Origin of the sequence: Chryseobacterium sp. GM_Chr_2 (assembly GCF_026540445.1) — a bacterium.
GTDB lineage: Bacteria > Bacteroidota > Bacteroidia > Flavobacteriales > Weeksellaceae > Chryseobacterium.
This window is the reverse complement of the sequence record NZ_JALNUD010000011.1, coordinates 145,627-160,653: the sequence shown is the minus strand read 5'-3', so window position 1 is coordinate 160,653 and position 15,027 is coordinate 145,627. Positions and strand designations below refer to the sequence as shown.

Annotated in this window: 17 protein-coding genes; 4 read left to right on the top strand and 13 right to left on the bottom strand. The window is 35.4% G+C overall.

Going from position 1 to position 15,027, the window contains the following annotated elements:
* Window positions 1-161 precede the first annotated feature (161 nt).
* On the bottom strand, window positions 162-926 hold the full coding sequence (locus OXQ85_RS16630) for an enoyl-CoA hydratase/isomerase family protein (protein WP_267405924.1): 765 nt from the start codon (window positions 924-926) through the stop codon (window positions 162-164).
* A 255-nt stretch (window positions 927-1,181) separates the two neighbouring features.
* On the opposite strand from OXQ85_RS16630, the gene OXQ85_RS16625 reads away from it, so the two are divergent.
* The 4 genes from OXQ85_RS16625 to OXQ85_RS16610 all read left to right on the top strand — a co-directional run bounded on the left by OXQ85_RS16625 (window position 1,182) and on the right by OXQ85_RS16610 (window position 4,244).
* Window positions 1,182-1,724, top strand: a complete 543-nt coding sequence (locus OXQ85_RS16625; protein ID WP_267405923.1) for a tail fiber protein — start codon at window positions 1,182-1,184, stop codon at window positions 1,722-1,724.
* Between the two features lie 34 nt (window positions 1,725-1,758).
* Window positions 1,759-2,301: a tail fiber protein gene (locus OXQ85_RS16620; protein WP_267405922.1), complete on the top strand. Its 543-nt coding sequence runs from the start codon at window positions 1,759-1,761 to the stop codon at window positions 2,299-2,301.
* A gap of 25 nt (window positions 2,302-2,326) precedes the next feature.
* Window positions 2,327-3,154, top strand: coding sequence for a T9SS type A sorting domain-containing protein (locus tag OXQ85_RS16615; RefSeq protein ID WP_267405921.1), 828 nt, complete (start codon window positions 2,327-2,329; stop codon window positions 3,152-3,154).
* A gap of 160 nt (window positions 3,155-3,314) precedes the next feature.
* Window positions 3,315-4,244: a phosphatidylinositol-specific phospholipase C gene (locus OXQ85_RS16610; RefSeq protein ID WP_267405920.1), complete on the top strand. Its 930-nt coding sequence runs from the start codon at window positions 3,315-3,317 to the stop codon at window positions 4,242-4,244.
* Window positions 4,245-4,312: 68 nt separating this feature from the next.
* Here the strand turns inward: OXQ85_RS16610 and OXQ85_RS16605 are convergent, their stop codons facing one another.
* The 12 genes from OXQ85_RS16605 to OXQ85_RS16550 form a co-directional block, all read right to left on the bottom strand.
* A complete protein-coding gene (locus OXQ85_RS16605; protein WP_267405919.1) occupies window positions 4,313-4,999 on the bottom strand; it encodes an SMUG2 DNA glycosylase family protein in 687 nt (228 codons plus the stop codon).
* 9 nt (window positions 5,000-5,008) lie between these two features.
* Window positions 5,009-5,785 carry a DUF4241 domain-containing protein gene (locus OXQ85_RS16600; RefSeq protein ID WP_267405918.1) on the bottom strand — a complete coding sequence of 259 codons (777 nt, stop codon included), beginning with the start codon at window positions 5,783-5,785 and terminating at the stop codon, window positions 5,009-5,011.
* A gap of 129 nt (window positions 5,786-5,914) precedes the next feature.
* Window positions 5,915-6,397 (bottom strand): hypothetical protein, encoded by a 483-nt coding sequence (locus OXQ85_RS16595; RefSeq protein ID WP_267405917.1) that lies wholly within the window; start codon window positions 6,395-6,397, stop codon window positions 5,915-5,917.
* A 286-nt stretch (window positions 6,398-6,683) separates the two neighbouring features.
* Window positions 6,684-9,179 (bottom strand): phenylacetic acid degradation bifunctional protein PaaZ, encoded by a 2,496-nt coding sequence (paaZ, locus tag OXQ85_RS16590; protein ID WP_267405916.1) that lies wholly within the window; start codon window positions 9,177-9,179, stop codon window positions 6,684-6,686.
* Between the two features lie 18 nt (window positions 9,180-9,197).
* On the bottom strand, window positions 9,198-9,746 hold the full coding sequence (locus OXQ85_RS16585) for a hypothetical protein (protein ID WP_267405915.1): 549 nt from the start codon (window positions 9,744-9,746) through the stop codon (window positions 9,198-9,200).
* A gap of 9 nt (window positions 9,747-9,755) precedes the next feature.
* Window positions 9,756-10,583, bottom strand: coding sequence for an alpha/beta hydrolase-fold protein (locus OXQ85_RS16580; protein ID WP_267405914.1), 828 nt, complete (start codon window positions 10,581-10,583; stop codon window positions 9,756-9,758).
* Between the two features lie 21 nt (window positions 10,584-10,604).
* Complete coding sequence (locus OXQ85_RS16575; RefSeq protein WP_267405913.1) at window positions 10,605-11,198, bottom strand: transferase hexapeptide repeat family protein; 594 nt, start codon at window positions 11,196-11,198, stop codon at window positions 10,605-10,607.
* Between the two features lie 186 nt (window positions 11,199-11,384).
* Complete coding sequence (gene pcaF, locus OXQ85_RS16570) at window positions 11,385-12,590, bottom strand: 3-oxoadipyl-CoA thiolase (protein ID WP_267405912.1); 1,206 nt, start codon at window positions 12,588-12,590, stop codon at window positions 11,385-11,387.
* A 45-nt stretch (window positions 12,591-12,635) separates the two neighbouring features.
* On the bottom strand, window positions 12,636-12,881 hold the full coding sequence (locus OXQ85_RS16565) for a four helix bundle protein (protein WP_346659716.1): 246 nt from the start codon (window positions 12,879-12,881) through the stop codon (window positions 12,636-12,638).
* A gap of 181 nt (window positions 12,882-13,062) precedes the next feature.
* A complete protein-coding gene (paaI, locus tag OXQ85_RS16560) occupies window positions 13,063-13,476 on the bottom strand; it encodes a hydroxyphenylacetyl-CoA thioesterase PaaI (protein ID WP_267405911.1) in 414 nt (137 codons plus the stop codon).
* 4 nt (window positions 13,477-13,480) lie between these two features.
* On the bottom strand, window positions 13,481-13,786 hold the full coding sequence (locus tag OXQ85_RS16555; RefSeq protein WP_267405910.1) for a hypothetical protein: 306 nt from the start codon (window positions 13,784-13,786) through the stop codon (window positions 13,481-13,483).
* A gap of 85 nt (window positions 13,787-13,871) precedes the next feature.
* Window positions 13,872-15,005 (bottom strand): 3-hydroxyacyl-CoA dehydrogenase NAD-binding domain-containing protein, encoded by a 1,134-nt coding sequence (locus OXQ85_RS16550; RefSeq protein ID WP_267405909.1) that lies wholly within the window; start codon window positions 15,003-15,005, stop codon window positions 13,872-13,874.
* Window positions 15,006-15,027 lie beyond the last annotated feature (22 nt).

The following is a 15,027-nucleotide window of genomic DNA, read 5'->3' as shown; positions in this document are numbered from 1 at the left end:
TTCATTTTAACACAAATAAAATAAAATCAATATATATTTACAAAACTGAATATCGAAAACGGTAAAATAAAATGTAAAATATTCTTAATTCTACTTCTACATATTTCAAAAAAGAAACCCGTTGAAAAAACAACGGGTTTTATTATTTTATGATTGAAATTTTACTTCGCTCTCAATCTTTCTTTAATTGCTTCGATATTTTTCTTTGCAGAATCTTCCAAAATTAAGCTTGCACTCATGTGAATTCTTGCTGGCATTAATTCATTGAAATGATCTGTACCTTCCCAAGACACTTTTTTAATTAAAGCTAAAGCTTCTTTACTTCTTGAAGCCAACGTTTGAAGGAATTTTTTCAATTCGGCATCCATCTCTTCGATTGTTGGAGAAACTGAATGATAAATATTATGCTGTTCTGCCCATTCTGCTGATCTGAAGTCGGCGTCAATAGCCATTGCCGAGAATTGAGATTTTCCGATTTTTCTTTCCACATAAGGGCCGATCACGAATGGTCCGATTCCTAAATTAATCTCCGTTAAAGCCAATGCAGAATCTTTTGTTGCAAAACAGTAATCTGCTCCACAAGCAAGACCTACTCCGCCTCCTGTTGTTTTTCCCTGAACTCTTACTGCGACAATTTTACCGCAGTTTCTCATCGCATTCAAAACTTTTGCAAAACCACCGAAAAATTTCGTCGATGCTTCTAATTCTTCAATTGCCAATAATTCATCAAAACTGGCTCCGGCACAGAAAGCTTTTTCACCTTCACTTTTTACTAAGATTGCTTTTACCTCATCTTTTGCGCCTTCATCAAGGATGGTTTGGGCTAATTTTTCAAGAATTGCTCCCGGCAGAGAATTACTTTTTGGGGTTCCGAAAGTGATTTCGGCGATATTGTTTTTAAGTTCTGAAACTACGAATTCGCTCATTTTTAATTTTAATTGGATTTATACAAAAATACGAAATACACTGCTATTCAGGAAAACAAAACCTACAAATTCCTTTATCATTTCAGCCATTACGTAGAAATACGGATCCCTCAATTTGGTATTTTCTACTCTAGTTCTTCCTTTATAGATGTTGTTCCTTTGACTTGTCATTAAGACATAAAAATTTAACCCAAACGGTGATCTCCGAAAAACCGAAAGAGAGTAGGAATATTTAAAACTGAAAAAAATAATATTATGGAAGAAATGTTAGGAGTAATCAAGCTATTTGCAGGAAACTTTGCACCAAGAGGATTTTTGCTATGCAATGGCGCTTTATTAAGCATTGCTCAAAATCAAGCGTTATTTTCACTTTTAGGAACGACTTACGGAGGCGACGGTATTACAACTTTTGCTTTACCAAACTTAAATGGTCGTGCACCAATTGGTCAGGGAAGTTCTACAACGGGAAGATCATACGTTTTAGGAGAAATGGGAGGTACACCGCAAACTACTTTATTAACTTCAAACTTACCTAGCTTTGCAAGCCAACTGAAAATCGCGAACACGAATGCTACGAGTGTAACGCCTTCTGCCACTTCATCTATTGCTATTACAGGTCAGCCAAACGGAAGACAGTTTGATGCTATTCCGAGTTTTGCAGACGCAGCTCCTACCCTGCCAATCAATGCAATGTCTGTTACTTTTACAGGTCAGAATGCACCCGTTAATACAATGCCTCCTTATTTAGGACTTAATTATATTATCTGTGTGGAAGGTATATATCCTTCAAGACCATAATTTACAAAAGTTTTTAACATTAAAAATTAGAATCATGGAAGAATATTTGGGAACCATTAAAATGTTTGCCGGCGTCTTTGCTCCTAGAGGATTTATGTTTTGTAATGGCGCAATATTAAGCGTCAGAACAAATACACCCCTTTTTGCCATATTAGGAAACGCATACGGAGGTGATGGAATAACAACTTTTGCCTTACCTAACCTCAACGGGCGCGCTCCGTTTGGTGCAGGAAATTCAAACACAGGGAAAAATATTGCTTTGGCAGAAGCCGCAGGAACTCCCCAGGCGACTATTTTACCCCAAAATCTTCCAAGCATTGTAAATCAATTAAAAATTTCAAATACAAATGCTACGAGTGTTACCCCTTCTACAAATTCTTCTATTGCAATAACAGGTTTACCGAACGGAAGACAGTTTGATGCAATCCCAAGTTTTGTAGATGAAGTACCTACGACTCAGATTAATGCAAATTCAGTGTCTTTTACAGGGCAAAATGTACCTGTAGATACGATGGCTCCTTATTTAGGAATGAACTACATTATCTGTGTTGAAGGTCTTTTCCCACCAAGAACTTAATATACAAACCTAAATTACTTTAATCATGAAAAGAACTACTATTTTACTAATCTGTAGTCTGCTCATTTCTACTTTTACATTTGCCCAGACGAGTACAGAACATTTTGAAACCGAAACGAACGGAAGCACCAGCTTTACGGATAATGGCGTTATTTTTAACATTTTATCTACCGTTGCAACCTATGACATTCTTACCGCATCAGGATTTGGATGGAACGGGACTACTGCAGATAACAAGTTTATCGACAATACAGGAACTGCTACTTCACAATATGCAGATTCATCGATGAGCATAAAAACAACTTCGAATTTATTTAAAGTTAATAGATTCTGGGTGTATTTATCAGACAGGCTTAACGTACTTTCTGCTCCAGGAACACTTACCATCACAGGGAAACTTTCCGGGGTTACCAAGTTCTCTCAGACAAAAACCACTGGTTTTGCGACTTCATTAGGTTCTACCAACGGATTTACGTTAATTGATATGACCAACCTGAACGGTCAGAATTACTCTAATATCATTATTGATCAGCTTACATTAACCATTGGAGGAGATTTTCGTTATATGGCATTCGATGCCTTTACTTGGGTAAAAGACAGCAATCTTGTTTTAGCAACCAATGATATAAAGGCTTCGAAGAAAGAGTTGAGCATCTATCCGAACCCAACCAATGGCTCTTTACATATAAAAACAGAGCAAAATACAAAGGCTGAAGTTTACAGTATAGACGGTAAACTGGTAAAGGCAATAGATCTGAAGAAAGGTGAAAATGAAACGAATATTTCTGAGCTTACCAATGGAACTTATATTCTTAAAACGCCTTCAGAATCAACAAAAATTATTAAAAAATAAAATTTACACAGCATTATAATCAAACTAAAAAACTAATTATCCATGAAAACTTCTGTGTTTATTTACCCGAAAGATTCTAATGCATAAGTGTGATGAAATCCCCTGATTTGCTTCAGGGGATTTTTATTTTAAAACCAATCATCAAAATATTAATAAAATCATGGAAAATTACGCCACACACAATTGGATGAGCTACATCGATAATGATAAAAAGCTTACAGATTTAACGATTCCTGGTACACACGATAGCGGAACCTATCCCTCAAATTATGGTCCTGCCAAATGCCAGACAATGAACTTTCCAGACCAATTAAATTCCGGCATCAGATTTTTAGATATTCGTTTGAAACGAGGCTATGATGCAGATAAAGACCATGTTTTATGGGTTTATCATGGGATCGCAAGTATGGATATCAGCTTCATCGGTAAAGTATTGGGAGACTGTAATCAGTTTCTTTCTCAGAACCCATCGGAAACCATTATCATGTCTATTAAAAATGAATCTAATCCGGGAAATGATTCGGATATAGAGAAATTTTATGATGATTTGAAAATCGCAATGGCCCAATTTCCCAATCTTTTTTATACTGAAAACAGAATTCCTTCATTAAAAGAAATAAGAGGAAAAATTGTGTTGGTAAGAAGGTTCGGGTTAGGAAGCAGAGCTCCAATCGGACTAAACCTTTATGATAACTGGCCGGATGACTCTTCTAACGGTTTTATAAACAACGGAATCAGCTATTATGTTCAGGATGTATATTACAGCTGGTCATCCGGTACGGATAGAGCCAATAAATTTAATGAATATGTAAAAGATGCCCTAAACATCGCAAAAGATGGAAGCCGAGCAACTCTTTTTTTTAATTTTTCCAGTGCAACGGGAGTTACAGGAGGTGTTTTGCCATTTGCATCTACGCCCAGAGATTTGGCAGATGCCGTAAACCCTCTGTTTATAAAATATATGCAAAATTATCCTAAAGGCAGATACGGAATTATCCCAATGGATTTTCCGGAAACCCCTTCCAACAAAGAGCTTATAAAACAGATTATTGCAAGCAATACTTTCATTGCAGTTGCTCAACCCATATAATGAGAGTACGCTAAAAAGATTCTAATTACATAAATGACTAAATCCTTTGAAATATTTTTTCAGGGGATTTATTTTTTCAACGCCAAAATATACTTATCAATATACAACTCCTTCTCTTTCGATTTATATTGCTGAATATATCGAGGATGTTCCAACACTGTCATTTTATCAAAAAGCTGGGCTTCTTTATTTAATTTTGAAATAAAATCGGCATTCTTTTTACCTAAAATAAAAACTTCTGAAGTATCAACATTTAAACTGAGATGAAACTGTAAAGATTCAATCATAAAATCTTTTACATCGTTGAAAAGTTCTTTATCATCATAATAATTGGCATTCACCGAACCTTTTTTGGTTTCTCTTACAATCGCCAAAGGAAACGGTGAGTTGATATAAACATCATGATAAAATTCTTCCGCTCCGCCATATTCTTCAATCATATCATACATAAAAACGGAAGAAACTTCGTGGGTTCGGGCAGATTCCATTTTTATTCCGCAAACACCTTCCAAACGTTTGGTATCGGTAAACGGAACTCCGGTAACACCTGCTCCGTGGCGACTTGGATTAATTCCGATTAAAAATTTTCTCTGATGAGAATCGTTATAATATTTTTCATAAAACTTTTGCATGACCACTAACGTTTCGGGATTATCCAAATACGGATTAAGCACCTGAAAACCATCGGGAAGATTTCCGGAGTATTTCAAGTTTTTATTGAAATCAATAATCTGATCAGCAAAAGTTTTATTCATATTTACATTTTAACGGAGAAAAATAAAATTTTCGGGTTGATCCTCTTCATTGCCATCTACATCGTCTTCATCTCCTTCTTCACTTAAAGCCAATTCAATATCGATAAACTGAATATACAGACCGCAAATATTATCATTCGCATCATATGCGAAATACACAGGATAGGTTCCATCTCCAAAACCACTGGCAAACATAGGAATCTGAAATTCTGTATTCGGAACCTTCCAATTGATCCAGTCGCCAGCCTCTCTCTGATTGCTAGGATTTTCCTGATAATTTTGGGCGAAAAGTTCCGCAAAATAATCATCGTACATATTATCTACATTTGATTCCTCAACAAATTGATCTACAAAAGGAAGTACTTCTTTATCCGTAATACAGCCTAAGCCGGCATCCACTCCAAAACCGAAATAATCGTCTTCAGTTACGCCTTCGAGCTCTTCAATCCCGATTAAAGCTTCTCTGTAAATAACAGGTTTTTCTTTTGTAAACTCAACTTTTACAACTGCATACCTGTCGCCCCAGTCTTCAGATTTCACTACAGAAACGGTCACCGGAAAATTTCCTTTTGGCGCCTGAATAAAATAAGGAGATTGATGGTTATCCAAAGAAACCAAGGGGTCTCTCACCACAATTTTTCCGGAAGGCAAAGAAACACTTCCGATTTCAATAGTTTCTAGTGGCTGACCTTCAATTTCATTTAAAGTAAAATAAGACTCAAGGTCTGTTGGGCAAATCAAAATATCTTTTACTTCTTCATACTTCTGCATCCAGTTTTCGTTCATATTTAAATATTTTTTTGAATTGATTTTAATTTTTTAAAAATAAGGATGATTTATTCCAAATCAAAATTCAAGACATAAAAAAAGCAGTCTCAAATTGAAACTGCCCATGTCTTTCTATTGAAATGAAAATTAATTAATATCAACATTCATTATGGTTCCAACATAATTCAAATCCATTGTGATTCCACCCGCTACAATATGATTGGTTCCGGCTCCGCTACAGTCGAGTCCTAAAGTATAAGAACCTGTTGGTGTAGTAATGGTAATCTGCTTCCATTCTACCTCATCGGTAATACTTTGATCGATACTTGTTGCAGGAATATTATAAACTGTATTAGTCCCGTCTTTTGCAAGCACTCTCCATTGATTAATCGGGAATGATGCATCATACGTAGAATTATGATCTTTGTAGAATTCTCCTCTCTCAGAAGGTAAAAGAACAGGTACGTCATTGAAAATCATAGGAAGGCATGTTCCTGGATTTTGTGTGTTAAAGCTTTTTAATGTAAAAGTAATGTCTACGGCAGAGCTATTATTTACTTTTACCTGATTTTGTTGAGCATAAGAGAATGAGCTTACCAACAGTAAGCAAAATAATGAGATGTACTTCATGATTAAGTTTTTAATTGATTTTGTGTTTAAAGTAAAATTTTGTGTATAAATTAATTTCTTGAATGACAGAAAACGGACCTTCGCGAATGCAAAAAGTCATAAGATTTGATTTTTTCATGTAAACATTAATTTTTTTGGTGTAATAAAAATAAAAAATTTCAGTCAATATTTCTATTAAAAGTGAAAAATAATATTGATTTTTTAAAATTCACATAATACTATTGAAAAATAATAATCCCTTTCAGTAAAAACCAAAAGGGATCGTAAATTTATATTTTATTTCGAATTAAACTAATCCAAACTGCTCAAAATGATGCGTAAAATGTTTTTTGTGCATCAATTCCCACATTTCTTTATTCAGTTTTCCGAAGACAAAGTTCATGTGTTCTGCATGAGGATTTTCTTTATAATAAATCGAAAATCTCTTTAAATTATCTAAGAAAGACTGTTTCGCAGCATCCAGATTTTTATGTTTCAATTCTAATAGCGTTTCATCTTCAGCCAAAAACGGTGCAGGGAAATCTTTCGGCATTTTTCTGTGATTATACAAAGAATCCTGCCATTTTTCCAACTGCTCTTCCAGAGTGAAACATTTGTCTGCTTCCGGCTCGCCAAGACTTACCAAAACGCCATGTTCCAAATGCTCTATCATTTGCTGAGGAGACATTTTACCCCAATTTGGTTGAGTAGATTCCGTTAAACCATTTAACGTTTTCTGAATATTTTTCACATTTAAATCTATGAAAGGAGAATGTTTTGCCACCAAAGTTAAAATTGTAGCTACACAAACAATCTCATCTCTTTGGTTTACAACCTCAACCAACCATTTCACAACTCCAGAAGGAATATTTCTTCCTTTAACTCCACGGTTGATTTTTTCTTTTGCCGTCAAATAAACCGTAATGGTATCTCCCGCGTAAACAGGCTTGAAGAACGAACAGTTTTCCAATCCATAATTCGCGATAACTGGGCCTTTTTTACCAGAAACAAACAATCCAGCCGCCGCAGAAAGGATAAAATATCCATGAGCAACGGTTTTATCAAATATAGTTCCCGTTAAGCTTGTTGCATCTGTATGTGCGTAGAAATGATCCCAAGAAACATTAGAGAAATTCACGATATCTGCATCAGTTACCGTTCTTCCTGCTGTTTCTAAAGAATCGCCAACCTCAACTTCTTCAAAATATTTCTGGAAAGGATGTTTGTCTGAATATTTTTTCTCAGCACCTTGCTGATAAATTTTAGTAATAGCCGTCAACGTATCCGGAGAACCCTGAATCGCTGTTTTTTGAAGGAAGAAATGAAGACCGCCTAAACCGCCCATTTCCTCACCACCACCCGCTCTTCCGGGACCACCGTGCATCAACGTCGGAAGCGGAGAACCATGACCTGTACTTTCTTTTGCATTGTCTCTGTTTAACACGAAAATTCTTCCGTGTTGAGAAGCCATTTTCCATGAAGTTTCTGCTACAAAATTGTTATCGTAAGAAACAATAGAACCTACCAAACTTCCTTTTCCTCTCTTTGCTAATGCTGCAGCTTCTTCCGCATCTTTGTATGGCATCAACGTAGAAACCGGGCCGAAAGCTTCGACATCATGAGAGATATTTTTTTCGAAAGGTTTGTCATTTAAGAACAACTTCGGGCTCATAAATGCTCCTTTTTCATAGTCCGCATCTACCAATTCATGTTTTCCGTCATAAATCAGTTCTGTTTCAGCCTTTAATAAATTAACTTTTCTTACCACCTCATCATACTGCTGTTTTCCAACCAAAGATCCCATTCTGGTTTCTCTGCTCAATGGATTTCCGATTTTTGTCTGATCCAAAGCTTTAGATAAAGCATTCTGAACATCACCGATTAAGTTTTCCGGAACGATAATTCTTCGGATCGCCGTACATTTTTGTCCGGCTTTCGTGGTCATTTCGTTACGAACTTCTTTGATGAACAAATCAAATTCCGGAGTTCCCGGTTTTGCATCCAAACCAAGAATCGAACAGTTCAAAGAATCTGCCTCCATGTTGAAACGAACCGCATTTCCAGCAATTGATGGTAAAGATTTTAATTTTCTACCTGTTGTCGCAGAACCTGTAAATAACACGGAATCTCCATCCTGAACATAATCCAAAATATTTCCGGGTTCGCCACAAACCAATTGAACAGCACCTTCAGGAAGAATTCCGCTTTCAATCATATCCTGAAAAACTGCGTTCGTTAAATATGAACCAAACGGAGAAGGTTTCACAATTGACGGAACACCTGCCAACAAAGATGTGGATAACTTTTCTAACATTCCCCAAACCGGAAAGTTGTACGCATTGATTTGAACTGAAACTCCTTCACTCGGTGTTAAAATATGAGTTCCCAAGAAAGTACCGTTTGCAGAAATTTTCTGAGTATCTCCATCCACCCAAAACGGAGTGTTCGGAAGCATTCTTTTCGCCAAACCTGAGTAAGTAAAAAAAGTACCGAAACCTCCCTCGATATCTACCCAAGAATCAACATGAGTTGCCCCTGTTTTATATGATAATTCGTAATATTTTTTCTTTCTTTCTAAAAGGTAAAGTGCTACTTTTTTCAACATTTCTCCACGATCGTAGAACGTCATCGAAGAAAGGTTTTTATAACCTACCGTTCTTCCGTAATCCAATGCCTGCTCAAAATTCAGACCTTCGGTGTCGGAAATGGCAACCTGTTCTCCTGTCACTGCGTTGTATAAAGGAATTCCGTTTCCGGTACCTTCAATCCATTCGCCGTGGATATAATTTTTTAACTTTTCCATATAGTTTTTTATTTTTTACTAATATTTTATCTTTTGATCTTTATTTACTTGAGGATGTTTATCCAATAAATAAAGAACTCTGTCAGATTTAGAAAAAGGAATGTTATGAGTAATACAAGCTTCTTTTAAATCAATCAGATACTTTTTATACAATTCAAATTTCTTTGATTTACTAAATGGAATTTTCAAATTTTCTCCATATAAGATTCTGTAAACCCTTTGATCAATAATTTGAAAATAATCCGAATCAATAAATCTTAAAAAAGTCGAAGCCATTGGCAAATCAAAGCCTTTTGAATCTAATAATTTAATTAAAATATTATCTGATAAATCCTCATCATATCCTTTCCTTAAAGCATTAATTTTTACAATTAAATCGTTATCAATTTCCGGGAACCGATTAGTTTTCCAAAGAACAATTTCCAACATAGTTTCATAAGTGAAATCATCTTTTTTATTATCAAGTTTATCCGTTAATCCTTTTTGATATTTAAATTCGGGAAGCTCAAGAAGAAGATCCTGAATATTTTCTAAATTCTTAATACTTTTAATTTCATCGTTTTTCATGAAATAAAATTATTTAGGCTCTTGATACGGAAACAATTTCACCAAACCTTCATACAAACTTCTGTGAAGAATAGTTGCATGATTGTCTGTTTCCATCATTTTATAATCTAAAGTCCAATTTTTCTTGTTGGCTTTTTTCAGAACATCAAATAAATCTTCAGCATCTTTTACCATCACAGGGTGTTCACCTTTTCCGACAGAAACATAAATAAATTTCTTGGAATCCGGAATTTTGGTTAATAATTGAGGCGCCTGTTTTAACAAACTTTCGTCATCCCACCACAAACTCGGACTGATGATAAAATAATGATTGAACATTTCAGGTTTTTTTAGCAAAATTTCAGTTGCTAAAAGTCCGCCCAATGATTGTCCGAATAAATATTTATCAGTTGTTTTAAACTGACTTTCGATATAAGGTTTTAATTCTTTCTCCAAAAAGCTGATGAATTTATCCGAATGTCCCGTCGTAGGATAATCTTTCTGTAAGTCTTTCAAATCTGTATGAAAAGTGAAGTCTCTTTTTCTATCAACATTAGCAATTCCAACCACAATTGTTTCTGGCATGGAATACATTTGATTAAAGAATTGAATCAATCCCGTAACGTGAATAAAATCTTCATTCATGCTTCCATCCAAAAGATAGATAATCGGGTAGGATTTTGTCTTGTCGAAATTTTGCGGAAGATAGATGTTCAAAATTCTGTCTTCATTTAAAACTTTAGACTTTATGGTTCTGATTTCTCCAATAGTCAATGGTTTTACATTTCCTGTCTGGGCAAAAACCACCGATTGAAATGTAAAGAGAATACTGCAGAAAATGAGAAGTTTTTTAATCATAGTTAAATTTTGTCTGGTAATTTATTTCACGTCATCCCAAATGCTGTAATCAACAACCTTCGTAGGAATCTGTTGAACATATTCTGTAAAAGGTTCGCAAGGTAAAATCGCGTCTTTACCTTCTCTTGCCAATTCCTGATACAATCTCGTTCCTTCCGTTTTCCATTTAATCATTTCATCAGAAACATCACGGATAATTTTTGCCGGACTTCCAACAATCAGTTTTCTTGATTCACATTTGAAATTTGCGGGAACGAAAGCCAAAGCTCCGATAATACATTCATCACCGATAACAGCTTTGTCCATCACTACAGCATTCATTCCAACCAGACAGTTTCTACCGATATGTCCGGAATGAATAATTGCACCGTGACCGATGTGTGCTGATTCTTCTAAAATAGTTTCAATTCCCGGAAAAACATGAAGTGTACAGTTTTCCTGAACATTCGCACCGTCTTTGATGATAATTTTACCCCAGTCTCCACGAATAACCGCGTTGGGACCGATATAAACTTCTTCGCCGATTTCAACATTTCCGATGATCACCGCTTGTGGATGAACGTAAGCGGAAGGTTTGATGATGGGACGAATTCCGTGATATGAGTAAATATTCATAAATTTAATTTTAATATTAAATTCTTTTGTCTTGAAACAAAAGAACCAAAAATTCAAGACTGTAAACTTTTATGCTACAAATTGAAAAATTTCCTAAAAAGTTTAAAACTCGCTTTGCTCAAACATAAAACTTTTCTTAACGGCAATTTTGAAATTTGCTTAACGCTAAAAGTTTAGATGTCGTTTTTAGACACGCTCAATTACCATGGCATAACCTTGTCCGACACCAATACAAAGGGTACACAATGCATATTTTTTATCTTGTTTTTGAAGTTCTATAGCAGCAGAACCAACGATTCTTGCTCCTGAAACTCCCAGAGGATGACCAATTGCAATAGCTCCTCCGTTTGGATTCACTCTTGAATCATCATCTTTTAAACCTAAAGTTCTAGTTACCGCCAAAGCCTGAGCTGCAAACGCTTCATTCAATTCAATGATGTCCATATCGTCTAATGAAAGATTCAGTCTTTTTAATAATTTCTGAGTCGCTTCAACAGGTCCGATTCCCATAATTCTTGGTTCAACACCGGCAACAGATGATCCTAAGATCTTAGCTTTTGGTTTTAAACCATATTTTTTTACTGCTTCTTCGCTTGCTAAAATTAAAGCAGCTGCTCCGTCATTCATTCCTGAAGCGTTTCCAGCTGTTACTGTTCCTTCTTTTCTGAAAGCAGGACGAAGTTTTCCTAAACCTTCCATAGATGAGGTTGGCTTAATGAATTCATCTGTATCAAAAATTTTCGGTTCGCCTTTTCTTTGTGGAATTTCAACTTTTACAATTTCTTCAGCCAATCTTCCACTTTCCTGTGCTTTAGTGGCTTTTTGTTGAGACCAAAGGGCAAATTTATCCTGATCTTCACGGCTGATATTGTGCATTTCTGCTAAATTTTCAGCAGTATCTCCCATTGTATCGACACCGTATAATTCTTTCATTTTCGGATTGATGAATCTCCAACCGAAAGTGGTATCAAACATCTGACTGTCTCTACCAAAAGCCGCACTTGGTTTTGACATCACATAAGGCGAACGCGTCATATGTTCTACTCCACCTGCGATGTAAATTTCACCTTCTCCTGCTGCAATCGAACGGAAAGCGTTTGCCACCGCCGACATTCCTGAAGCACAAAGTCTGTTGACTGTTTCACCTCCGATTTTATATGGAAGCCCAGCCAATAAAAGTCCCATTCTGGCTACGTTTCTGTTATCTTCACCCGCCTGATTGGCACATCCGAAAATAACATCTTCAATTTCCTCAACCGGAACTTCTGGGTTTCTTGCTACGACTTCTTTGATAACAATTGCCGCCAAATCATCGGCACGAACTTCAGAAAGTCCGCCAGCCAATTTTGAGATGGGTGTTCTTACATAATCTATGATATATACGTTGTTCATAATTAAATTAATTTAACAATATAGCAATGTAACAGTATAACAATGCTAAATGCCATGGTTTTTATTTAAACTTGTACTTAATATTTTATAAATAATTTTTCCAATCTCCGTAATCTGAAGTTCTAAACTTTCATTGAAAGGATAATTTTTAGAATGCTTACAGAGATAAAGCCAATATTTTGTTTCTTCTAATTCTTTCGCCGCAATTTTAATTTTATTGATAAAATCATTTTTGCTGTGAGGGTTTTGAGCTTCAAATGCATTCGCGCTCCTACACTTGTTCCAGAACACAACAATTGTGTAGCAATAACAAATTTTCTTTTTTCTTCTAACAATTCACAGAATTCAATGATATCTAAAGAAAATTGAACAGTCTTAGTGATTAATGGGTTGTTTTCAAAATTTATTATTTGTGTTAATTATTTTATTTTAAAATTGGTAAACTGTTAGACTGATACATTGCTAGATTGAGCTAAAGCTCTGTTACTTTTTTTCCAATTTTATAAACCGTTCCGACAAACTTTGCTACCTGATCGTTATTTTGATTGGTAATTTTAATGTCGTAAATCGCAGTTTTTCTGGTATTATTTACCAAAACACTTTCTGCTCTGAAAATATCGCCTTCTCTTCCGGCTTTGATAAAATTGATGGTTACACTTAATGCAACGGCTGCATTTCCGTCATTGTTTGATGAAAAAGCAAATGCAGAATCTGCAAAAGCGAATGTTACTCCTCCGTGAACCGTGCCCAATCCGTTGAGCATTTGTTTGGTAATTTCCATTTCAATCAAAGAATAATTTTCTTTAATATCAATGATTTTTATTCCTAAAAATTGGGAGAACTCGTCTTTCTCCATCATATAATCTACAACCTGTCTCGGATTCATACTATTATATATTTGTTATTTGTTCATATAATTCATCAACCAGTTTGTCATAAATACTCATGGTTTTGCCAAGAATTATCTGCTCGTATGTTAGGTTATCTGATGAATTTTCATGGGCATAAAAAGCATTTAAATCAATTCCATCTTCATGGGCGATTCTTTTAATCAGCTCTTTATATTTTTCATTGAATTTCCCTAATAATTCTAATTTTTCCTGATCATCATTAATCAAAGAAAGCTCCTGAATAATATATTCCTTTTCAATGATGAGCCTTGTCTCTAATTCGGCTCTAAATCCGTCAATATCCATGCTATTAATGTAACAATTTAGCAATGTATCGATTTACCAATGTTTTTAAATATTGTTACATTGACAAACTGATACGCTGGTATATTTATAATTTACGCAGCAACGGGCTTTGTCTATATCTTTCTTCCTGATATTCTTCATAAAGATTTTGAAGGGTTTCAGAGATTTTTGCATATCCTATTTCTTTTCCCCAAGTCAATAATCCTTTTGGATAGTTTACGCCTTTCTGCATTGCCAATTCTAAATCTTCATCGTTGGCAACTCCTAATCTTTTGGCTTCAACCGCTTCATTAATCAACATTGAAATAATTCTCAGGAAAATTTGTTGATAAAGCGCATCGTCTTTTTCGGCAACAGGTTTTTCTGCTCCTTCAGAATAATCGTAGAATCCTTTTCCTGTTTTTCTGCCGTGAAGTTTGGCTTCCGACATTCTTTGCTGAAGAAGAGAGGGCTTGTATTTCGGATCGTAGAAATATTCGTTGTAAACCGTTTTTGTTACGGAGAAATTGACATCAACACCAATTAAATCCATTAATTCAAAAGGTCCCATTTTGAAGTTTCCGATTGTTTTCATGGCATCATCAACCTGTTCTACGGTTGCAATGTTTTCTTCAACCAATCTCAAACCTTCACCGTAGTATGGACGAGCAATTCTGTTAACGATAAATCCTGGAATATCTTTAGCAATAACTGGAGTTTTACCCCAATCTTTCATGAGATTGTAGATTTTTTTCGCTAAGCTTTTTTCTGTTAATAAAGAGGGAATAACCTCAACCAAAGGCATCAAAGGAGCCGGATTGAAAAAGTGAATTCCGATGAAACGCTCCGGTTTTTGTAATTCCGCACCGAGAGAGGTGATGGAAATGGATGATGTATTGGAACCAATCACACAGCTTTCTGAAACGTGTTTCTCTAATTCTGTGAAAACTTTGATTTTTATGTCTTTATTTTCGATGATGGCTTCAATGATTAATTCGCAATCTTTGAAGTCCTTCAATTCTGTAGCAATGGAAATATTAGCTAAAATTTCAGTCATTTTCTCTGCTGAAATTTTCTGCTTATCAACCAATTTGGTTAATGTTTTTTCCAGACCTACGGTTGCTGTTTCTACTTGTTTCGGATTGGCATCGTAAACCCAAACCTTGCATCCGTTCGTCGCGGCTACTTGTGCAATGCCGATTCCCATTGTTCCGGCACCGATAATTCCTACATTCGTCATAATGTAACAGTGTATCAATGTA